Below are 20121 nucleotides of genomic sequence, written 5' to 3'. Positions count from 1 at the left end.
TCATTGATTCGCGAGTTCCTCCGCGGCTTCGAGCGCGGCCTTGATGATTGGCGTGTAGCCCGTACAGCGGCATAGATGACCGCTGAGGACATCGCGAATTTCACTCTCGTTTGGCGATGGATGGCGACGCAGGAAATGGTCCAGCGAAATGAGAATACCGGCAGTGCAGAATCCGCACTGCAACGCATGATTTCGCTGGAAGGCGGCCTGCAGAATACCGAGCCGGTCCATCGCCGGCGCGAGACCTTCGACGGTTCGCAGATCACAGCCGTCGATCTGGACGGCCAATGTGAGGCACGCACGCCCGAGCATACCGTCGATCTCAATCGTACAGGCGCCGCAGACGCCGTGTTCGCACCCCACATGCGTGCCCGTTGCGCCGATACTTTGACGCAGAAAATCCGTCAACAGCATACGGGGCTCCGCCTCGCCTTCGACAGACTTGCCATTGAGCGTAAATCGGATCGGGTGATGTGCCGTCGATGGCAGGTGGGTCATTTCAGCACCTCCAGCACCAGATCTCGGCCGATGCTGCGCACGAGATCACGCCGATAGCGTGCCGTTGCGTGAACGTCGTCGCGGGCTTCGAGTTCGTAGGCAAAGGCGTTCAGGGCGTCATCGAGAGCGCTGCCTTCCAGGCGCGGCCAGTCACGCGCCGTCGGCACGTCGGCGACACCGCCAACCGACAGGCGAACGCCATCCTTCGTCGCGACGGCCGCGCAGCACACGATGGCGAAATCGCCGTGGCGGCGCGCTACCTCGCGGAATGCGCATCGCGCCGTTCCAGCCGGGAACGACACCGCCTCGATCATTTCGTCGCTGGCTTTCCCGGTTGCCATCATGCCGGCAAAAAACTCCTTCGCGGGAAGGCGACGGCGCTTCTTGCTGCTGCGCAGATGCACTTCACCGCCAAGAGCAATCAGCATCAGCGGCAATTCGGCGCTGGGATCGGCATGCGCGATCGAACCGCAAACGGTGCCCCGGCTGCGGGTTTGAACATGACCTGTCCATGGCAGCGCGAGCGAGATCAGCGGCAATGTTTTGGAGAGATCAGGCCACGCCAGCAATTTGGCCTGACGAACGCCGGCGCCGATCGTCACGGTCCCCGACTTGACCTCGATGCGATCGAGCTCCTGCAGCCGCATGATGTCGATCAGGACTTTCGGTTTGGCGAGACGCATGTTCAGCATCGGCATCAGCGACTGGCCGCCCGCGATAATGCGCGCGTCGCCGCCATCCTTGGAAAGCGTTTCAAGCACTGCACCGAGGGCTTCGGCGCGAATGTAATCGAAGGCTGCCGGCTTCATGATCCGATGCCGATCAGACGTTTTAGCCGCACAACAAGTGATAGACCGCCGCCCCCTGACCCGCCGCCTTCAGCCTGACGGGCCAGAGCCGAGAAGAATTGTCCAATGATGACTTTCGTGGCGCCGTCGAGCAGCCGGCCGCCGATACTGGCGACCTTGCCGCCGATCGCTGCATGATAGACGTAATGCATGGTCGTGCCGCCATTGCCGTCAGGCGTGAGTGTGATGCGGCCTTCACCCCCGCCAAATCCGAGCACGCCCTCGGCAGAGCCGCTCAACGTGACCGCGTGCGGCGGATCGAGGTCCGACAGCATCACATTGGCGCGGTAGCGGCCAGTCACAGGCCCGATCCCAAGCGTCACATCCGCACGGAAATGCGTATCAGAGACTTTCTCGACACTCTGACATCCCGGAACCACGGCTCTGAGCGTTTCGGGATCGAGCAACATGTCCCAAACGCGCTCAGGCGGCACATTCACGCTGGCGTTTCCCTCGCCGCGCAGACGACGATCATTGCCGCCGGCTTTGGGCCCACTCACTGCCCGTCCCGCAGGCGCGCTTGGCTCAGCGCCGCGCACGATTTCAGCCAGCCTTGCAGGGACTAGCGGCAGTGTGAGGTCTTTCACATCAAGCGCATCTGCAACCGCATTGGCAATGCAGACCGGGGTCGACATGCAATTGCCCTCGCCGACACCCTTTGAGCCGAGCGGTGTAAACGGCGATGGCGTTTCCATATGAAGAATGACTGGCTCGGGAACCTCTGTCGTGGTGGGCAACAGATAGTCCGCCAGCGTCCCGGTGAGATAGCTTCCGTCCGGCCCGTAGGCATACTCCTCGTACAACGCGGCACCCAGCGCTTGCACAAAGCCGCCGCGAATTTGTCCGTCCACCATTCCGGGATGCAGAATGGTGCCGCAGTCGTGCATCGTCACATAGCGGTCGATACGCGTCTGGAGGGTGGTGCGGTCGATCTCGACACCACAAAAATCGAAGATAAAGCCGTGGCACAGAGATGAGTTGATGAGATCGTGGTCGTCCGGAGGAGTCAGTTCGGGCGGCGTCCAGAACACCGTCTCGCGAATGGTATCGCCGACATCGTCCGGCAGTGAACCGGGCGACCAATGGCTGAGCGCTGCGAGACGCGAGAACGAGATCTTGTTTTCCGGATTGTGTTTCGAGCCGACGCTCCCGCCCGCAAATACGATATCGGATGCATCCACATTGAGCTGACTCGCGGCAATGCGCGCCAGCTTCGCAGCAAGACGCTGCGCCGCAAGCTTCGCCGTGCCGGCAACAGCCGGAGCAAAGCGGCTCGCATAATTGCCGGACGCGATCGACCAGGCGTCCTTTGCCGTATCAATCTCGGTATTGACTCGAATGTCTTGCGGCAACAGCCCGAACACGTCGGCGACCACCTGCGACAGCACCGTTCGGTGCCCCTGCCCTTGTGGAACAGACGCCACGTGAACCGTCACACCGCCAACCGGATCAAGGCCGATGGTCGCGGTCGCCTGCGCGCCGTTCTTCGGGCCAGCCTTGCGGCGCTCCTCGGCCGTCAGGACTGTCGTGATGTAGCCCATGTTCGACACGCTGGGCTCGACCACCGCGGTGTAGCCGATACCGTAAAGACGCCCCTCCGCACGAGCCTGGTCGCGCCGCGCCTTCAATTCGGCGAGCTGGCCATCACGCGCGCCCCGGATCAGCGCCTCTTGGTAGTTACCAGAATCGAGTAACGCGCCCGTTGCGGTCCGATAAGGAAACGCATCAGCCGGCACCAGATTTAACCGGATCACCTCAAGCGGATCGAGACCAAGCTCGATCGCAATCCGGTGGAGAAGGCGCTCCAGTGCGAAATAGACTTGAGGGCCGCCGAAACCGCGATTCAGTCCCGTCGGCATCTTGTTGGTGACGACGACGCGGTTTCTTACGGCCACATGGCGAATGTCATACGCACCGGTGAGATTCCCGTGCATGCGGTAGAGCGTTGCTGGCTCCGGCGCGCGCAGATGCGCGCCGCAATCTTCGACCTGATCCCAATCCAGCGCGAGAATTTTACCTTCAGCTGTGACGGCAGCGGCGAGCGTCGTTGCGCGGTTGGTGGCCGACACCGACGCAGTCAGATGCTCGAGCCGGTCTTCGATCCACTTGACTGGCCGGCCCACCACCCGCGAAGCCGCCGCAATAAGGACGATGTAAGGAAAGATGCCTTGCTTGACACCGAAGCTGCCGCCGGAATCCGGCGGCGTCCGCAGGCGCAGGCGGTTACCCGGCACTTTGAGCGCTCGGGAAATCACTGCATGGATGCTGAACGGCCCCTGGAAATTGGCGAGAACATCGAACGCATTCTCCGCCGGGTCGTAGTCCGCGATCAATCCATAGGTTTCAATCGGCGTACAGGAATTACGCGGATACTTGATGTCGATGGAAATGCGATGCGCTGCCTCGGCGAAAGCCTTTTCGGGATCGCCGTAGCGAAAACGCCTGTCGCTGGCCACATTGCCCGAGAAACCGTCATGCAGCACTGGCGCATCGGCACGCACGGCGACAAGCGGATCAATCACAGCTGGCCGAACGCTGTACTGGACCTCGACGAGATCGATCGCATCCTCGGCCAGATAACGATCGGAAGCCACAACCACCGCAACGGGCTCTCCGACGTAGCGGACACGTCCCACGGCAATCGGCCAGCATTCGACCGGCGCTTTCACGCCAACTACAAGGCTCGATGTCAGCTTCTTGACGTCTTCGCCGACGAGCACCGCGGCAACGCCCCGGGACTTGAGCGCAGCTGAGGTATCAATCGCGACAATATCGGCGTGTGCGTGAGGTGAGCGCAGAATGGCAGCGTGCAGCGTGCCGGGACGCGTGCCGAGATCGTCAATAAAGCGACCGCGCCCCATGAGAAGCGCGAAATCCTCGACACGTTGAATCGATCGACCGACCCATGGACGATTGAGTTCGACTTCCGCTGCGGCGGGTTGCGTCATCCCGAAAAGCGCTCCTGATCGCGCTTGTTTTGCCGCGCGTACAGGTGTTTTTCAGCGATAACAGAGAGCAGGCCATACCGGCTCTTCTCACGACTTACCAAACCGTCTCATTTGGTAGCTGTGCGTAGCAGCATCAACTCGCAAGCCGCGAGACGGTGCGGAACTCGCGCGGCCCCACACCGGCATGATTGCGGAAAAAGCGGGTGAAGTGCGCAGGCTCGGCGAAACCAAGTTGCTCGCCGATCTCTCCTACCGCCGCATCCCGATGAAGCACGGCATCATATGCCCGCTCCATCCGTACGACGTTGAGATAGACCCTCGGAGGCAGGCCAATCGATGACTCAAAAAGCCGGAAGAAATGCGCCCGGGACAGGCCCGCTTCCTTGGCGAACCTGTCGATGTTGGTGGTCCGTCCGCCATCGGAGCGCATCGCCTGTGCGACCTTGCGGATCCGCCAGTCGCCCCCCTGCGTGCGCATATCCCTGATCGAAGCCGGAAAACTGCGCCAGGGCGTGAAGCGTTCGATCACGGTAATCATGAGTTCGGATAGCAGCGCTTCGAGGTCGGACACGCAGTCGGGCCGCGTCATCATGGCGGCCGCAAGCGACATCGTGAGCTCACGGATACGCGGAGACACCTCGCCGCTCGGGTTTCCAAAGAACCCCGGAGAGCCGCTCGCGGCCCAGCCCGGCCGGAACTCCATCAGCCACTTCGGCTCCACATAGAGCGCCAGGATCAAGGTGCGGGGGCGGCGCGGATCGTGGACATAGGCGTGCGGCTGCCAGCCATCGACCAAGACGGCGCTGGTATCCGTCAAAGGGCACACAAGATCGCCAACTGCGAACTGGGTATCAGCTCCTTCGACTTTCAGCAGAACGTGACAGTGCGGGTGCGCATGCCGCACCAGCGAACAATCCATGTCCAGCAAAGCAACCCTGCCGAACGCCCCATGCGCGATGCGTAATGCCGTCGACATTCAAGCCTCCCTGCTCAGACGCTCGACTTCCAAGGGATCAGCCAGCGCTCAATTTCGTCGAGCACGAAAGAGAATACAAAACCAAGGATCGCGATAACAAGCAATCCTACATACATCGTGTCAACCGTCAGGACTTGCCAAGCGTTCCATATCATGAACCCGATACCATCATTGGCCGCGACCATTTCGGAGATTGCGATAAGGATCAGCCCCATTCCCGCGGCCAGCTTGACGCCTGCCATAATCGAAGGAAGGGCACCCGGCAGGGCAATCGTGCGGAACACCTGCCAGCGGCTGGCGCGGAAATTGTGGCCTACATCAAGATAGATGCGATCCAAATTGACCACGCCCACGACGGTGTTGATGACGATCGGATAAAACGCGCCGAGCGCGACCATCACGACCTTCCAGGTTTCACCGAGACCGAAGATCAACAAGACCAGCGGGAGAATCGCACTTTTCGGGATCGGATAGGTTGCGGAGATCAAGGGATCGATGGCCGCACGCAGCGGGCGCGAAATACCCATGGCAAGACCGAGAAGCAGGGCCGGCACGCCGCCGAGCAACATCCCGAGTGCAAGCCGCCGCAAACTTGCCAGCATATTTGTCACAAGTTCGCCGGACGCCAGAAGCACCCCGACCTGGTGCATGATGCTGCTTGGCGGCGGAAAGAATCTTACATCGATCAAGCCGAAGCGCCCTGCGATCTCCCATGCCAGCAGCAACAGAAGCGGCGTCGCTATCCCCATGATACGCTCAAATCCTTTCGATCCAGCGTTCATCGCGAATTGCCTTCCAATTGGCGCGCGCGATTGACCTCCTCGCGAAGCTGCTCCCAAATATCGAAGACGAGTTCGCCATATTCGGGCTTTTGCCGCAGTTCGAGAACGTTGCGCGGACGACCAAACGGTACATCGATCACCGTCTTCGCGCGTCCGGGGTTAGCGGTCATGACCATGATGCGATCCCCCAGCGTCACCGCCTCATCAACGCTGTGCGTGATGAAGACGACAGTCTTCTTGGTCGCGTCCCAAATTCGCAACAGTTCCTCGTGCAGCAACAGCTTATTCTGTTCGTCGAGAGCCGAGAACGGCTCATCCATCAACAGTATCTCGGGATCGTTGGCGAATGCGCGAACGATGGAGACGCGCTGACGCATGCCGCCGGAAAGCTGACTGGGATAGCGATCGCGGAAACGCCACAGCCCGATCCGCTCGAGCCAGAGGCGCACGGTATCTGCGACGTTGTCTTCCGCAACCTTGCGCATCCGCAGACCGTAGGCGGCATTGTCATAGACGGTCATCCACGGAAACAGCGAATCCCCCTGGAAGATCATCGAATTTGAGGGGCGGGACGGATCGGATTGATGAACCTCGACTTTGCCTTCGCTTTCCTGATCGAGTCCCGCCAGTATCCGCAGCAGTGTCGTCTTGCCACAACCGCTCGGTCCGACGATGACAAAGAACTGTCCTCGTGGGATATCGATGGTGATGCCATCAAGCGCGACGAATCCCGACGTGCCGAAGTACTTTCGCACGCCGGACAAGGAGATCTGGGTCTCTGGTCGAGACACAAGCCGGTCGTGGGTAATCTGAACCACGGGCATTTTGTCTTTCGCTTTTACCTGGGCTTGTAAGGACCGAGCAGCTTGACCGCAGTCTCCGCGAACGACATGTCGATCACATCGCCGACTGCCACGGGCTTCTCAATCTGCCCCTGATCGACGAAGAACTTCAGGTCGTCGGTGAGGCTTTTAATATTGACCGCCGCGTCGGGCGAGATGCCGTTCGGCACCATGGTGTCAAACATTTCACGGTTGGTCAGCCCCGTCGTCTTCATGATGAGGTCGACAACTTCCTTCGATCCTGTACCACTGAAGCGCCCTTCATGCGTCGCGTCGTTATAAACGCGGGCAGCTTTGACATAGGCAGTCATGAAACGCTGACCAACATCGCGACGCTTTGTCAGCATATCATTGCCGTAGAGCAATACCGCGACCTGTTGCCCCGGATAGAGCACATCCTTGGAAAGCCGTACGGCAACGCCGCTTGCGATGGCCTGGCTCGTCGAAGGCTCTGTGGTGATAGCTCCGTCGATCGCCTTCGAAGTCAGGGCGAGCACCTGCTGCGGATAGCTCATATTGACGTTATCGCTGTCCTTGTAAGTCAAGCCCCCCTGTGTAAGCGCCACATTGAGCTTGGCATTGGTGGCCGACCCCGGCCCTGCGGCAGCGAGCTTCAATCCCTTGAGGTCGGCAAATGTTTTGACCCTCCCGGAATCGACGAGATCCTTGCGTATGATCAGCGGCATGTAGTCATACGTCATTGCCGTGGAGCCCTTGTCCGCGACTATCTTCACGCCGAGGCCGCGCGCCACCGCATTGAACAAGCCCGCTGAGGAGGCGCCCGCGCCGATATCGATCTGGCCTGCGGCCAACGGCGCAATCATCCGCGGCCCGGAATCAAACGGAATGAGTTCGACGGTGAGCTTTTGCTCGTCGAAGAAACCACGTTCCTGCGCGATGTAGAAAACAACGTCGCTGATGACCTTGTTGACGCCAACCTTGACCGTCTCGGTCTTTTGCGCGTGTGCGCCGTTAAAGCTCCCGAGCAGCAACCCGCACGTTGCCGCCATCGCCAGAACCACCGTTCGCCTGTTCATGTTTCCGTCCTCTCCCCTTCCCCGCCTTACGTGGGTGTTTCGCTGACCGGTTGCGTGAAACTGCTGGAATTACAGGCCGACGATGCGCGCAAACGCGGCTTTCGGATCGTCAAGCAACACGCGGGGCAGATCGACGTCTTCCTGGCCTTTGACGTGAATGCGTTTGAAAGTCATCGGCTCCGATTCTATCGGTTTTGTTGCGTCGAGACCCATCTTGGCGCTGATACCGCCGTTGCTGCTGGGGTCGAGCTTCGAACCTTGCGCCCCCGAAACAACCAAAAGATCCCTGTCTGCTTGGAAACGCGTCGCAACGGCCCATTCGACTTCGTGCGGCTTGTCGATATCAACATCCATATCGACGACAATGACCTGCTTCACATCGTAATGGCCGCCAAAAGCGCCCATGATGATGTTCTTTGGCTCGCCATTGCTGGTTTTATCGATTTTCACGACGAGGTGGTACCGGCACGTTCCGCCCCATGTGAGCCGTACGTCACGAACGCTGGAGAAGCTGCGCTGCATGTGCTCGAGCAGCGTTGCTTCTCGCGGAATCTCGCCGAGCACCAGATGCTCTGCACCTCCTCCAACGATGGTGTGGAAGATCGCGTTCTTGCGATGCGTAATCGCATCAACCTGAATAACCTCGCGATTGGCGCGAGGACCATAATACTGCGGGAATTCCCCGAATGGCCCTTCAGGTTCGCGAACCTTCGGAAGAATACGCCCCTCGATCACAATCTCGGCGTGAGCCGGCACCCGGACCTGATTGGTGCGGCATTTCACCATCTCGATGGGATGGCCGAGCAGCGCACCCGCAATCTCCATCTCGTCTTCGTCAACCGCGGCGATCGCCTGCGATGCAAGAATGCAAGCGGGATGAACCCCGATCACCAGCGCGATCTCCAGCCCCTCTCCGGCCTGCTCTGCCATCTTGTAGTAATGGAGCGTGTGACGCGGCAGCAAAAGAACGCCAATCCGGTCGGGACCGCTGACCTGACAGCGGTGGATCGATACGTTCTGGATTCCGGTCTTGGGATTGCGTGCGATCAGAAGCGCAGCCGTAATGTAAGGCCCGCTGTCATGCTCGTTGTGCTTTGGTATGGGCAACTGCTTCAGCAAATCCACGTCGCGATGAACCACCTCCTGCGCGGCGGCGTCCTTGACTTCCACCCACGGAATTGGCGCGCGGACGGCATTCTGGAACCGCTCCAACAGATCGCCTGCCGCTATGCCAAGCGAGTCTGCGACCCAGCCGCGGTTCGCAAAGATATTCGCCACCACCGGAATATCGTGCTGGCTCGGCGACGGAAACAGAACGGCGCTCTCATTCTCCAGTCTCTTGGAGACGGCCGCGATTTCGTCAACCAGCGACAATCCGCCGCGCGTCACGGCCAGACGATCGGTTGCAGCGAGTTGCCGCAACCAGCTTCGCAAATCAGGAGTCGCGTTGTGGCCGGCCGCTGCTTTGGTATTCCTGGCTTCCATCATCTAGTCCTCAGCATGATCGTGGTGTCGGAGTTCAGGAGGGGTCGCCACGCAGCGCCGGACGGCGCTTCAGGCCGAGGCCTTCGCCCCACCGCTCAACCACGCCGACATCGATGTCGAACATGTCGAGCACGCGGCCGACCGTATGGTCCACCATCGCATCGAGACTTTCGGGCTTGGCGTAGAACGCAGGCACCGGCGGCGCGATGATCGCCCCCATTTCCGACAGCGCGGTCATGGTGCGCAAATGCCCTGTGTGAAGCGGCGTTTCTCTCACCATCAGAACCAGACGGCGACGCTCTTTCAGAGTGACGTCCGCAGCGCGCGTCAACAGCGTCGTGGTGACACCCGACGCGATCTCGGACATCGAACGCATGGAACACGGCGCTATGATCATGCCGGCGGTGCGGAATGAACCGCTGGAGATCGAGGCCGCCATATCTTCGATGGAATGAGTGGTGTGAGCCATCGCCTTGACGTCCGAAATCTTCAGCGAAGTCTCGTAAGCAAACGTAACCTCGGCGGTCTTCGACATGACCAGATGGGTCTCGACGCCGGCATTGCGCAGCAGCTGCAGCAGCCGGACGCCATAGACCACGCCTGATGCACCGGAAATGCCCACGACGAGACGCCGCTGCGAAAACTCGATCATTCATTCCGCCCTTGAGCTTCTTTTTCAGTTTGAACACGACGCCTCGGAACAAGGCGGCACGTTTACCGATGAAGCTACGCAGGGCCATTAATCAATACAAATAATAGATTTTGATTTTTTCAATCATTTATACTTATGATATAAATGCTCACTTTGCGGAGGCGCCCGGATGGATTTCAAGCAACTCCAGTATTTTCTGTGCCTTGCCCGGGAGGGCAACGTGACCCGTGCTGCACGCCAACTCAACATCGTGCAGCCTGCCTTGAGCATGCAGATCGCCAAGCTGGAGAAGTCTCTCGGCAAGCAGCTTTTCTACCGTTCCGCGCACGGCGTTTCGCTGACGCCTGCCGGAGAAACGCTGGCTGGCCTCGCAGGCTCGATCATACAGAACGTTGATCACGCGAGAGACGAGATGGCGCGGCTGGACGGCAAGATTTCCGGCCGTGTCAGTATCGGGATGATCACGTCCGCGGCGCAAAGCACGCTCGCGGCGTCGTCGGCCAAAATCGCCGTGCAGTATCCGGAGATTCAGCTTCTCGTTTGCGAGGGCTATACCGAAGTTCTGGTGGACTGGGTCGCTACCGGCCAGCTCGATATCGCTATCGTCAACCTGCCGCCAGGAAGATCGTCGATAGCAGCACGACATATCCTCGACGAAGAGATGATGCTGGCCTACGGTCCGAGCAACAAGGTTGAGTTGCCCACTGTCGTGCCCTACCGGCGACTGAAGGATCTCAGCATCGTGATTCCCTCGCGCCGTCACGGATTGAGGCGCATCCTCGACGCGACCGCTGCCGAGGTCGATTTCACGCTGAAACCGCGGCTGGAAATCGATACCCTGTCGGCCATTTGTGAAATCATCGCCACCACCGATCTCATCACGGTACTGCCTGGCATCGCGCTTTATCCGGACCTCTCGGCGGGGAGGATCGAGGCCCATCGCCTGCGCAAGCCTGGGATCGTCAGAACAATCGCGTGGGTTACGAATCCACGAAGAGTCGTGTCCGCAGCCATGACCGCGGTTATGGACATCATCGCGGAAGACCTTCAGACGGCCGCGACCTCGGCGTCTCGTCTTGTGAACCGCTAGGCATTCGCTGGACCAGGTCGTGTCTATCCTGCGGATGGCGCCGACGCCGCCCGGCGCGACGGTCTGCAAGAACTTCGGATTCGGAGCGCTAGACAGCGATGACATCCATCAGCCGAGCCTTGTCGGTTTCATCCTGTGCATTGCCAGCCAGAACGACCGAGCCGCGCTCGATGGCATAGAAGCGGTCGGACACGCTGAGTGCACCTTTCACATTCTGCTCGACAAGCAGAATGATCGAACCGGCAGCTCTCATTTCCTCAATGATGGCGAAGATATCCGCAACGATCATCGGCGCGAGTCCCTCGCTGGGCTCGTCGATTAGCGCGAGCTTGGGTCGGCCCACCATGACGCGAGCGATCGCGAGCATCTGTTGCTCGCCGCCGGACAACGTCGTCCCGACTTGCTGCCGCCTTTCGGCCAGACGCGGCATGCGCTGGTAGATGCGATCGATCTCCGCCTTCTCCTCGGAACGTGAGCGGCCCGCGCGCTGCCTCAGACCAAGTTTCAGGTTTTCCTCGACGCTGAGCCCGGGAAATATCCGCCTGTCTTCTGGTACAAAGCCGATGCCATGACGGCACATTTCATCTGGCTCAAGACCATCGAGCCGCGTCCCGTCCAGCTCAATCGAGCCGCCGCTCGGCGCGACCCAGCCCGCGATCGTCTTCATCAGCGTGGTCTTGCCGACGCCATTGCGGCCGAAAATACCGATCACCTCGCCGGGTGCGGCTTGCATCGTGATGCCCTGGATCACGTGAGAAAGTCCGTAATGGACATGGAGGTTCTCGATCCCGAACATCATGCGTGCCCAAAATAAGCAGCCTTAACGGCCGGATCGGCTCGCACGACAGCCGGTGCGCCCTCGGCGAGCTTTTTGCCCTGATGCATGACGACGATATGGTCAGAGATATCCATCACAATACCGATGTCGTGCTCGATCAGGAGAATGGTCACATCGTGCGCGAGGTCCCGGATCAGGCTCGCCGTATCCGCCGTGTCTGAGTGGCTCATTCCTTGCGTCGGCTCATCGAGCAACAGGATGGAGGGCTCCGCAGCCAGCGCCACCGCGATTTCAAGCCGCCGTTGCTCGCCGTGGGAGAGCGCGCCCGCAAGTTCGCCGATCTTCGGGCCGAGAGCAAAACGTTCGATCAATGCGTCCACACGTGCCAGCGCCAGCTTGCTGCTCCACACCGGCTTCCAAAGCCGGCTTGCAGACTCCAGCCGCTGGGCCGCCAGTCTCAGGTTCTCGAACACAGTCAATTCAAAGAACAGATTGGTAATCTGAAACGAGCGGCCGAGCCCCGCGCGCAGCATCAGATGCGGCGGGACGCCAGTGCGGTCGACGCCGCGCAGGATGACGCGGCCGGTATTGGGGCGGATCAGACCACTGATCAGATTGAACAAGGTCGACTTGCCGGCTCCATTCGGACCGATCACCGTCGTAATGGCATTCGGCTCGGCGGCGAAAGAGACGCCATCAACCGCACGGATGCCGCCGAATGCGACGCCAAGGCCGTCAACTTCGAGAATAGCCGTCACCGCGACTCTCCGCTCAGTATGCGTTCGATCCGCGGCCTTATGACACCCATCAGGCCCTTGGGAAGGAAAATGACCACAGCCATGAACAGCAGACCAATGACAATGAGGTGGTGCTCGGTCATCGACCCGATAACGGATTTCAGAACGGTCAAGATGACCCCGCCATACAGTGCGCCCGCAAGAGTACCGACGCCGCCGGTCACCACCGTGATAACCGCGTTGCCTGATGTCGAGAAGAACATCAGTTCCGGCGACACGAAACCCCGCAGCATGGGATACAGCGCGCCGGACATGGCCGCGACAACGGCCGCCAGCATATAAGCCGCCAGCCGCGCATTGCGGGTGGAATAACCGAGGAACGGGACCCGGCGTTCATTGGCGCGAAGCGCCACAAGGATGCGGCCGAACGGCGTATCCAGGAGGTAAGCGCTAACCAGATACAGGATCACAATGAAAGCGAGCGTGAAAAGAAAGAAGCTCGCCGGCGCGCTCGACATAATGGTTCCGACGCCCAGATTGATAGGCACGATCGGAATTCCGATAAGACCATCGGAGGCGCCGATGGCACGTGTGTTGTAGACGGCGCGGGCAGCGACCTGGGCCAGCCCGAATGTAACGAGCGCGAAGTAGACGCCTCGCACGCGATTGGCGATCAATCCCGCTGCGGTACCGACCACAAGCGAAGCGACAAGCACGGCGGCCATCGCGCCCCAGAATGAAGGAACCTCTTTCAGAACAAGCGCGGAGATGTATGCTCCCATCCCGAAATACAGCGCCTGACCAAGGGACAACAACCCGGTGTAGCCAAGCAAGATATCTACGGACAGCGCGAGGCCTGCGAATATCAACGCTTCCGTTCCAAGCCGAAGGTAAAAAGTGTCGCCCGTAGATGCACCCACCGCGGCCAATATCAGCGCCGCGACAACGAAGATCGCTACGAGGACGTGACTTGCACGCATGGAAAGACCAAGCCGGTCGATGATCTGGGGCTTACCCATTTTTGCGTCAGCCATGACCCAGCCGCCCGAACAGGCCCTGCGGCCGGATCACCAGCATCAGGACCATGATGCTGAACAGAATCGGATCGCTCCAGACCGGAGACACGATCAGGCTTGAGATCGCCTGCACCTGTGTAAGAAAAAGCCCCGCAACAACGGCGCCAGCGATTGACCCCATGCCTCCGACAATCACCACGGTGAATGCCAGAAAGATGAAGTCGCGGCCCATGGTCGGAAACACCGAATAGATCGGCGCGAGCAGCACACCGGCGAGGCCTGCCAGCGCCACACCTAACGCGAAGGTAACCGCGAACACTCTTTTAACCGGCACGCCGAGGGATGCCGCCATGTTGCGATCAAACGCGGCGGCCCGCACCATGGCTCCAAGCGAGGTCTTGTTGATGACGATTGCGACCGCGGCAACAATGGCAAAGCCGATCAGGATCAAAAACAACCGGTACGACGGCAGCAACACGCCCATGATTTCGATCGCACCGGCGATCGGGGTCGGCGGGCGCTGGGTGTTGGAGCCGAACACGATCTTCAGGACTTCCTCAATGACGAGTCCAAGTCCGAAGGTCAGAAGCAGCGTGGTCACATGCCGATCCGGCAGGTTGAAAACGCGCTGGATAAGTCCCCGTTCTACGATATAGCCGAGCGGCAGCATCAGCAGTGGCACGATCAGCAGGAGCAGCCAGAAACTGATGCCGGACGCGCCGAGCGCCAGCGCAAGATAGGCACCAACGGCGTAGAACTCGCCATGCGCCATGTTGATGACATCCAGCAAGCCGAAGATGATGGTGAGGCCGAGCGCGACAAGCACCACCGCCACGCCGAGAGCCAGCCCCGTTATCATTTGCGGAGCAAGCACGAACTGGAAATATTCAAGAAATCCGGACATCCGCTATCACTGCTATGGGTCTGTGATGTGGTGACCGCCGCTCGCAAAAGGCCGAGAGCGGCGGCAACCCTATCTCGGGATCAGAAGCGCTTGCACTCGTCGGGGCCGATCGCTTCGTTTCCGCCGACGTCCCCGACGATCTTGAACTGGCCGCCATCAACACGGACCACATACATCGGCTGAATGGCCTGATGGTCACCTCCGCGCATGGTCTTCTTGCCTTGCGGGGTGTCCCACGACAGATCCTTCATCGCCTCACGAACCTTGTCCGTCTCGGTTGATTTCGCTTTCTCGACCGCAGCCTTGTAGAAATAGATTAGGCCGTAACTGTCGGCGCCGTAGAGATCCGGATCTGCCTTGTTTGCCGCCCTGAAGGCATCGACGAACTTCTTGTTCTCCAGCGAATCGATCTGAGTCGAGTAACCGACGCCAGTTCCGAAGCCGTTGGCAGCCGTACCTATGGCCGCAATGTTCTGTGACGTCACCGTGCCCGATGCACCGACCACGAGAAGATTACCGAGCAGGCCGAAGTCCTGCATCTGGGTCAACAGGCGGACCGTGTCGTTGCCCGCCACCGATGTGTAGAGCACCTCCGGCTTGGCCTGGCGAAGCTGGCCGAAGTATTGCGTATAGTCCTTGCTGTCGAGCGGTGCAAAGACTTCGCCTGCCGCGGTTGCACCAAGTCCCTCGATCGTCTTCTTGAAGGTCGCAACCGTGGAGCGGCCCATTTCATAGTCGGGGCCGAGGAAGAAGACCTTCGCCTTCGGCTTCTGCTTTGAGACCCACGCGGCAAGCGCTGTGGCCTGCTGACCTGCCCGCGCGTTGACGCGGAAGACGTTGGGCGAACACTTGTCGGTGGTGATCGAATCCGCAAACGAAACCGTGGTCGCGATTAGCTTTCCGGCGCGTTCAGCGATCTGCCCGACCGCGAGCGTAGAGCCAGAATTGACGGTGCCGGTCAGGAAGTCCACCTTTTGAACTTCAAACAGCTTCTCTGCCTTCTGCACTGCCACTGACGGGTTCGCTTCTTCGTCTTCGAAGATGAGCTGAATCTGACGGCCCATGACACCGCCGGCCGCATTGACTTCCTTTGTTGCAAGCTCGAGCCCCCAACGCACCTGCTGTCCAATCGGCGTGTACGTGCCCGACAGCGGCGTAACCACCCCGATCTTGATCGGATCGTTGGCCAAAGCCGGAACGGTAATGGCTGTGGTAGCGAGCAGACTCGCCAGTACGACAGCGGTCTTTGTCATGACAGTGCCTCCCTCAAACGCTCCGCTGACGCGAGCTCTTGTTTCCATCAAACACAGTGGCTCGCGCCGACGACGGCACTTGAGACCACAGCAAAAAGTCTAGAAGGACCGGAAGGTATGCGAGTCCCGCATGTCGCGACGAACGCCCCGTCCAAGCCGGAGCGAAACACCCATCCCCTCGTCCTCTGCTGACCGTGTTCTTGATGACACGTTCGCAAAAGTTCTCGAAGATGTTGCGCGCTGCGGCGATACCGAGCGTTCTTACAAACTACCAATCCGTCTCATTAAACATGCTGCGTTGCGACACGCAGAAGCTTGCTCGTCTAAAAGAGCCTGCGTGAGAAGCTGCTATGTTGCCAGCAGCGCATCCGATATTTTCTCAGCGATCATAATTGTCGGAATGTTCGTATTCGCCGTCGGCAGACGCGGCATGACAGAGGCGTCGGCGACGTAAACGTTCTCCGTTCCAATCACCTTCCCGTTTGGATCAACGACCGCTAACGGATCAGACGGGTCACCCATCCGGCACGTCCCGCTCGGGTGCCAGACACCGAAAACGCTGCGCAGAACGAAATCCTCAAGCGCTTTGTCGTCGGCGAGCACATCGCTGAAAGTAATACCGTTCAGCAAAATAGTTTTCACCATTACATGGCGAAATGCGGCCGGAACGTCGAGCATTGCGCCCATAACAGATGCCAACAGCCTGTTTGTCAGATTGAAGCTGCTCAGGCGCTTGATGCGAGGCGAAAACGAAGCCGGAAAGAAATCGTCCGCCGCCGCGTTGAGACCGGACACAACGACAAGGCGAGCGAGCAGCCGCACGGCGGCCATCATTCGCTCAAGATCGCGCCGATCCGAAAGCAGATTGAGGTCGACGGTCGGGTAAGCTCTCGAATTCGGCGATGTCAGTGCGACGTTGCCCGCTGAGTGCGGCTGGTTGCACCAGAGAAAGTAAAGACCAAGGCGCTCTCCCAGAGCATGCCATCCTGCGCGCGCGGACGCAGTAAGATACATATCGGACGCATTGCATCCTTCGACCTGCGACGAATAACGCAGGGCAACAAAACTCGCGCGACGCACCGACATCGGCAGACGAAGGTGACGCGGCAAGAACTGACAGAACGTCAGCGCGGGGTGGTCGCGCAGATTCTCTCCAACTCCCGGGAGAGCGACCTGCACATCGATACCAAGATCCCGTAGCACGGCCGGAGCGCCAACTCCGGCGCGCAGCAAAATCGCCGGCGATTGTATTGCCCCCGCGGTGACGATCACACGTCCGGCGTTTACTGCAATACGTTGACCGGAGCGAACGATCTCCACTTGCGACGCACGAGGCCCGCGCATGACAAGCCGATCGGCAAAACTGTCCGTCCATACCGCGAGATTCTTGCGCCTGCGTATCCGGGCATCGAGATAGGCGGATGCCGCCGAAACGCGGCGATCATCCCGATTGGAAAACGCGGGCGGATAAATGCCGTCGTCAAACTCCCCGTTCTGATCCTCCCTGAAAGGCAATCCGCTGGCGAAAAAGGCATCTCCCACTGCTCGTCCGAACGCCGGCCAATCCTCGCGCTTAATGCGCCGGATAGGGATCGGGCCGTCTGCGCCGTGCAACGGGCCTCCGAAATCGAGATCGGTCTCCAGTTTTCGGAAATAGGGCAGCACATCCTCCCAGCCCCACCCTCTCGCACCGAGATCACGCCATTGATCATAGTCCCGCGGCAGCCCGCGGTTAGCGGACTGTACGTTGATGGATGAACCGCCACCCATCACACGGCCTTGCTCATAAGGCCGCGTGATGGCGCCACCACTTGCGGTGCGCCCGGCCATCGCAGAGAGACCAGGCCAGATATAGCGATCACCGAAAAACAGCGGCATTGGATAGCTGTCGAGAATTTCCGCCGGCGTATTCTCCGGGGGCGTATCCTGTCCGGCCTCCACGAGAAGAACGCGGCGGCGGCCATTGGCGGAGAGACGATTTGCAAGGACACATCCAGCAGACCCTGCACCAAGAATGACGTCGTCAAAACGAGCAGTGTCCATCGCCTAGGCCAATTCGCCGTTGCGGCCCGCAACCAGGTGCTCCTGCGAAAACTCTGTCATCTGTTTCCGCCCTTGGGTTTGCATCCAGCTTGTCTTTCTGAGCAGTGCGACGCATGCTTGCTCCGCAGGCTAAGCAGGCCCCGCAATCAAAACAAATAGTTGATTTTGATTTTCTCGATCATTCATCCTGATAGCAGACGCTGCGAGTGCTCGCAGACCCACGTCAGATGCAAATTTCCGATGCGCCGATTTCAAGCAACTGCTCTGGCGTCGCCTTGAATTTCAGTCTGCTGTGGCAGCTTGGGCTGAATGATCCGACCTTCGGATCGGGGCTAGGACAGTTCCGCCATCACGCGTCGGAATTGATGGGGTGATGCGCCAGTGTGCTGCTGAAAGAATCGCGTGAAGTTACCTTGCGCAGTGAATCCGAGATCTCCGGAAATCACGCCGATATCGGAGCTCTCTTTGCGCAGCTTGCTCACCGCAGCCTCCACCCTCCAGGCATTTGCATAGAGACGCGGACTGACGCCGGTGCAGTTCCGGAACAAATAGTTGAAGTGCGGACGAGACAACCCCGCCCCCGTTGCAATGCCATCGAGGTCCGGCCTTTTTTCCCCTGTATTTTCATGGATCTGGCGAAGCGCCTTGAGTATCCGGAAATCACGCGCCACGTGCCGCCCACCTCTCCCGAATGATTGTGCACGCCAGTCTGAGAAGCCATGTACGACCTCCAGAGTGAGGTCGAGAATCAGTTTTTCCAATTGCCGTGCATCAATATGAAGCTCCGTCTGGAGAAGGCGCACGAGTTTCGCGCGCAATCGCATGATCTCGCATGTGATCGAGATCGCGGATTGCGCGAAGAATCCCGGCCTCGTGCAGTTCGCAAAGGAGCCATCCGCTTCGGCGAGCCAGTCTGGTTCAATATACAACGCAAGAAAAACGGTTCGCTCAGGCTTGGCGCGGTGCAGGTATTCGTGCCGCTGCCATGTGTTGACCGCAACGGCCGTGTCATAACGCAACGGGAATACCCGTCCTTCGACGATGAAGTCCTGATCGGGACCGCTGGCCTTGAAGATCAGATGGCAATGAGGGTGCGCATGGGCGACCAGCGAGGTGTCCATATCAAGAAGAGCGACTCGCCCGAAAGCTCCGCTCAAGATGCTCAACGCCTTGGTCACAGACGTACCCCGGCAAGCCGCTGCCTTCTGCAGCACAGAATAATTCTAGCATGCATGGCGGATCGGCGAAACACGGACGACGACGCTAAAGAAACATCTGAAATGATAAAAAATCCGCCTCGGTGCAAAGTAGCCCTTTAGCATGGATTCTAGATTTCTTCCGGTCAATTCCCGCGCAAAGCGGGGTCTGGAGGAAAATATGAAAATGGATGTCGTTTTTCAGGATGAGAACCGTGACCTGCGCGAACAGCGCCGTCAGCAAGTATTCCGTCAAAAGTTCGTCGAGGAAACCCCGCCGTGGTACCACGGCGCGATCCATCTCTGCTTTACGCTGCTCATTACTGGCGGCACTCTTTTCTATTGCTGGCAGCATATCCATAACGCGACATGGGAATGGTGGCTGGTCATTCCGATCGCATTGTTCGGGAACTGGATCGAATGGGCCGCACACCGCTACATCCTGCATCGGCCGGTCAAGGGACTGGAGATGATCTACAAGCGCCATTGCACTGTGCATCACCAGTTCTTCACTCATCACGATCTTGGATATAATGGGCACAAGGAATGGCGGGCACTTCTCTTTCCGCCTTTCGCGCCGCTCGGTTTTGTGCTCGCGTCACTGCCCGCCGCGCTTATCTTCGGCCTGCTGGTCAATGCGAACGCCGGTTACATCGTCGTATTTACGATGTCGGCCTACTATCTCCTGTATGAGGGTTTGCATACATTGTCGCACCTCGATGACGAGGACTATCCGTTTCTCAAGTATGTCCCGCTCATCAACACGGTCCGGCGCATGCACTATATCCATCACGTGTTGGGATTCATGCAGACCCGCAACTTCAACCTCACCTTTCCGATCTGCGACGCACTATTCGGGACGAGTGATCTTGATCGCGGCTTGATCGGCACGTTGTTTAACGGCAACTCGAACAAGTACATGCGCAAGGATCTGTTGCCGAACGACCCGGAGATTGTTGTGCCTCAGCTCGATGCACACAACGAAGGAGCCGTAGCGCGTTGAAACATCGCTATCAGCGCAGATGATGTCGTTCAT

18 protein-coding genes are annotated in these 20121 nt (G+C 59.2%); 2 read left to right on the top strand and 16 right to left on the bottom strand.

Annotation, left to right across the window (positions count from 1 at the left end):
* From AC1RM7_RS22015 to AC1RM7_RS21975, 9 genes are all read right to left on the bottom strand, one after another.
* Window positions 1-498, bottom strand: coding sequence for a (2Fe-2S)-binding protein (locus tag AC1RM7_RS22015; protein ID WP_006018924.1), 498 nt, complete (start codon window positions 496-498; stop codon window positions 1-3).
* Window positions 495-1307 (bottom strand): FAD binding domain-containing protein, encoded by an 813-nt coding sequence (locus tag AC1RM7_RS22010; RefSeq protein WP_024919459.1) that lies wholly within the window; start codon window positions 1305-1307, stop codon window positions 495-497. Before AC1RM7_RS22010 ends, AC1RM7_RS22015 begins: the two co-directional genes overlap by 4 nt.
* A complete protein-coding gene (locus AC1RM7_RS22005) occupies window positions 1304-4294 on the bottom strand; it encodes a xanthine dehydrogenase family protein molybdopterin-binding subunit (RefSeq protein ID WP_024919460.1) in 2991 nt (996 codons plus the stop codon). The genes AC1RM7_RS22010 and AC1RM7_RS22005 overlap by 4 nt, the downstream gene beginning before the upstream one ends.
* 133 nt (window positions 4295-4427) lie before the next feature.
* Entirely contained in the window at window positions 4428-5270 is an 843-nt protein-coding gene (locus AC1RM7_RS22000) for an AraC family transcriptional regulator (protein WP_006018921.1), read from the bottom strand.
* A 14-nt stretch (window positions 5271-5284) separates the two neighbouring features.
* Window positions 5285-6052: an ABC transporter permease gene (locus AC1RM7_RS21995; protein WP_492837321.1), complete on the bottom strand. Its 768-nt coding sequence runs from the start codon at window positions 6050-6052 to the stop codon at window positions 5285-5287.
* Entirely contained in the window at window positions 6049-6876 is an 828-nt protein-coding gene (locus AC1RM7_RS21990; protein WP_081758570.1) for an ABC transporter ATP-binding protein, read from the bottom strand. The genes AC1RM7_RS21995 and AC1RM7_RS21990 overlap by 4 nt, the downstream gene beginning before the upstream one ends.
* Window positions 6877-6890: 14 nt before the next feature.
* Complete coding sequence (locus AC1RM7_RS21985; RefSeq protein ID WP_157223935.1) at window positions 6891-7904, bottom strand: ABC transporter substrate-binding protein; 1014 nt, start codon at window positions 7902-7904, stop codon at window positions 6891-6893.
* A 96-nt stretch (window positions 7905-8000) separates the two neighbouring features.
* Window positions 8001-9416 carry a UbiD family decarboxylase gene (locus AC1RM7_RS21980; protein WP_024919464.1) on the bottom strand — a complete coding sequence of 472 codons (1416 nt, stop codon included), beginning with the start codon at window positions 9414-9416 and terminating at the stop codon, window positions 8001-8003.
* Window positions 9417-9450: 34 nt separating this feature from the next.
* Entirely contained in the window at window positions 9451-10068 is a 618-nt protein-coding gene (locus AC1RM7_RS21975) for a UbiX family flavin prenyltransferase (RefSeq protein WP_024919465.1), read from the bottom strand.
* A gap of 169 nt (window positions 10069-10237) precedes the next feature.
* Here AC1RM7_RS21975 and AC1RM7_RS21970 point away from each other — a divergent pair, with 169 nt between their 5' ends.
* Complete coding sequence (locus AC1RM7_RS21970) at window positions 10238-11158, top strand: LysR family transcriptional regulator (RefSeq protein ID WP_024919466.1); 921 nt, start codon at window positions 10238-10240, stop codon at window positions 11156-11158.
* A gap of 88 nt (window positions 11159-11246) precedes the next feature.
* Here the strand turns inward: AC1RM7_RS21970 and AC1RM7_RS21965 are convergent, their stop codons facing one another.
* The 7 genes from AC1RM7_RS21965 to AC1RM7_RS21935 form a co-directional block, all read right to left on the bottom strand.
* Window positions 11247-11891 (bottom strand): ABC transporter ATP-binding protein, encoded by a 645-nt coding sequence (locus tag AC1RM7_RS21965; RefSeq protein WP_492837325.1) that lies wholly within the window; start codon window positions 11889-11891, stop codon window positions 11247-11249.
* Window positions 11892-11953: 62 nt separating this feature from the next.
* Window positions 11954-12694 (bottom strand): ABC transporter ATP-binding protein, encoded by a 741-nt coding sequence (locus tag AC1RM7_RS21960; RefSeq protein WP_024919468.1) that lies wholly within the window; start codon window positions 12692-12694, stop codon window positions 11954-11956.
* Window positions 12691-13707 (bottom strand): branched-chain amino acid ABC transporter permease, encoded by a 1017-nt coding sequence (locus tag AC1RM7_RS21955; protein ID WP_006018912.1) that lies wholly within the window; start codon window positions 13705-13707, stop codon window positions 12691-12693. Before AC1RM7_RS21955 ends, AC1RM7_RS21960 begins: the two co-directional genes overlap by 4 nt.
* Window positions 13700-14593: a branched-chain amino acid ABC transporter permease gene (locus AC1RM7_RS21950; RefSeq protein WP_006018911.1), complete on the bottom strand. Its 894-nt coding sequence runs from the start codon at window positions 14591-14593 to the stop codon at window positions 13700-13702. The genes AC1RM7_RS21955 and AC1RM7_RS21950 overlap by 8 nt, the downstream gene beginning before the upstream one ends.
* 80 nt (window positions 14594-14673) lie before the next feature.
* Window positions 14674-15846 carry an ABC transporter substrate-binding protein gene (locus tag AC1RM7_RS21945; RefSeq protein ID WP_006018910.1) on the bottom strand — a complete coding sequence of 391 codons (1173 nt, stop codon included), beginning with the start codon at window positions 15844-15846 and terminating at the stop codon, window positions 14674-14676.
* Between the two features lie 348 nt (window positions 15847-16194).
* On the bottom strand, window positions 16195-17889 hold the full coding sequence (locus AC1RM7_RS21940; protein ID WP_024919469.1) for a GMC family oxidoreductase: 1695 nt from the start codon (window positions 17887-17889) through the stop codon (window positions 16195-16197).
* Between the two features lie 332 nt (window positions 17890-18221).
* Window positions 18222-19067, bottom strand: coding sequence for an AraC family transcriptional regulator (locus AC1RM7_RS21935; protein ID WP_024919470.1), 846 nt, complete (start codon window positions 19065-19067; stop codon window positions 18222-18224).
* A gap of 205 nt (window positions 19068-19272) precedes the next feature.
* Here AC1RM7_RS21935 and AC1RM7_RS21930 point away from each other — a divergent pair, with 205 nt between their 5' ends.
* Window positions 19273-20088: a sterol desaturase family protein gene (locus AC1RM7_RS21930; protein ID WP_051472491.1), complete on the top strand. Its 816-nt coding sequence runs from the start codon at window positions 19273-19275 to the stop codon at window positions 20086-20088.
* Window positions 20089-20121: the final 33 nt, after the last annotated feature.

Source organism: Afipia sp. GW822-FHT03D08, from assembly GCF_058801645.1.
This window is presented reverse-complemented; position numbering and strand designations above follow the sequence as displayed.

Bases quoted from the DNA above. Each gene is read 5' to 3' on its own strand.
- AC1RM7_RS22015 (WP_006018924.1), bottom strand. From the start codon at position 498: ATGACCCACCTGCCATCGACGGCACATCACCCGATCCGATTTACGCTC.
- AC1RM7_RS22010 (WP_024919459.1), bottom strand. From the start codon at position 1,307: ATGAAGCCGGCAGCCTTCGATTACATTCGCGCCGAAGCCCTCGGTGCA.
- AC1RM7_RS22005 (WP_024919460.1), bottom strand. From the start codon at position 4,294: ATGACGCAACCCGCCGCAGCGGAAGTCGAACTCAATCGTCCATGGGTC.
- AC1RM7_RS22000 (WP_006018921.1), bottom strand. From the start codon at position 5,270: ATGTCGACGGCATTACGCATCGCGCATGGGGCGTTCGGCAGGGTTGCT.
- AC1RM7_RS21995 (WP_492837321.1), bottom strand. From the start codon at position 6,052: ATGAACGCTGGATCGAAAGGATTTGAGCGTATCATGGGGATAGCGACG.
- AC1RM7_RS21990 (WP_081758570.1), bottom strand. From the start codon at position 6,876: ATGCCCGTGGTTCAGATTACCCACGACCGGCTTGTGTCTCGACCAGAG.
- AC1RM7_RS21985 (WP_157223935.1), bottom strand. From the start codon at position 7,904: ATGGCGGCAACGTGCGGGTTGCTGCTCGGGAGCTTTAACGGCGCACAC.
- AC1RM7_RS21980 (WP_024919464.1), bottom strand. From the start codon at position 9,416: ATGGAAGCCAGGAATACCAAAGCAGCGGCCGGCCACAACGCGACTCCT.
- AC1RM7_RS21975 (WP_024919465.1), bottom strand. From the start codon at position 10,068: ATGATCGAGTTTTCGCAGCGGCGTCTCGTCGTGGGCATTTCCGGTGCA.
- AC1RM7_RS21970 (WP_024919466.1), top strand. From the start codon at position 10,238: ATGGATTTCAAGCAACTCCAGTATTTTCTGTGCCTTGCCCGGGAGGGC.
- AC1RM7_RS21965 (WP_492837325.1), bottom strand. From the start codon at position 11,891: ATGCAAGCCGCACCCGGCGAGGTGATCGGTATTTTCGGCCGCAATGGC.
- AC1RM7_RS21955 (WP_006018912.1), bottom strand. From the start codon at position 13,707: ATGGCTGACGCAAAAATGGGTAAGCCCCAGATCATCGACCGGCTTGGT.
- AC1RM7_RS21950 (WP_006018911.1), bottom strand. From the start codon at position 14,593: ATGTCCGGATTTCTTGAATATTTCCAGTTCGTGCTTGCTCCGCAAATG.
- AC1RM7_RS21945 (WP_006018910.1), bottom strand. From the start codon at position 15,846: ATGACAAAGACCGCTGTCGTACTGGCGAGTCTGCTCGCTACCACAGCC.
- AC1RM7_RS21940 (WP_024919469.1), bottom strand. From the start codon at position 17,889: ATGGACACTGCTCGTTTTGACGACGTCATTCTTGGTGCAGGGTCTGCT.
- AC1RM7_RS21930 (WP_051472491.1), top strand. From the start codon at position 19,273: ATGGATGTCGTTTTTCAGGATGAGAACCGTGACCTGCGCGAACAGCGC.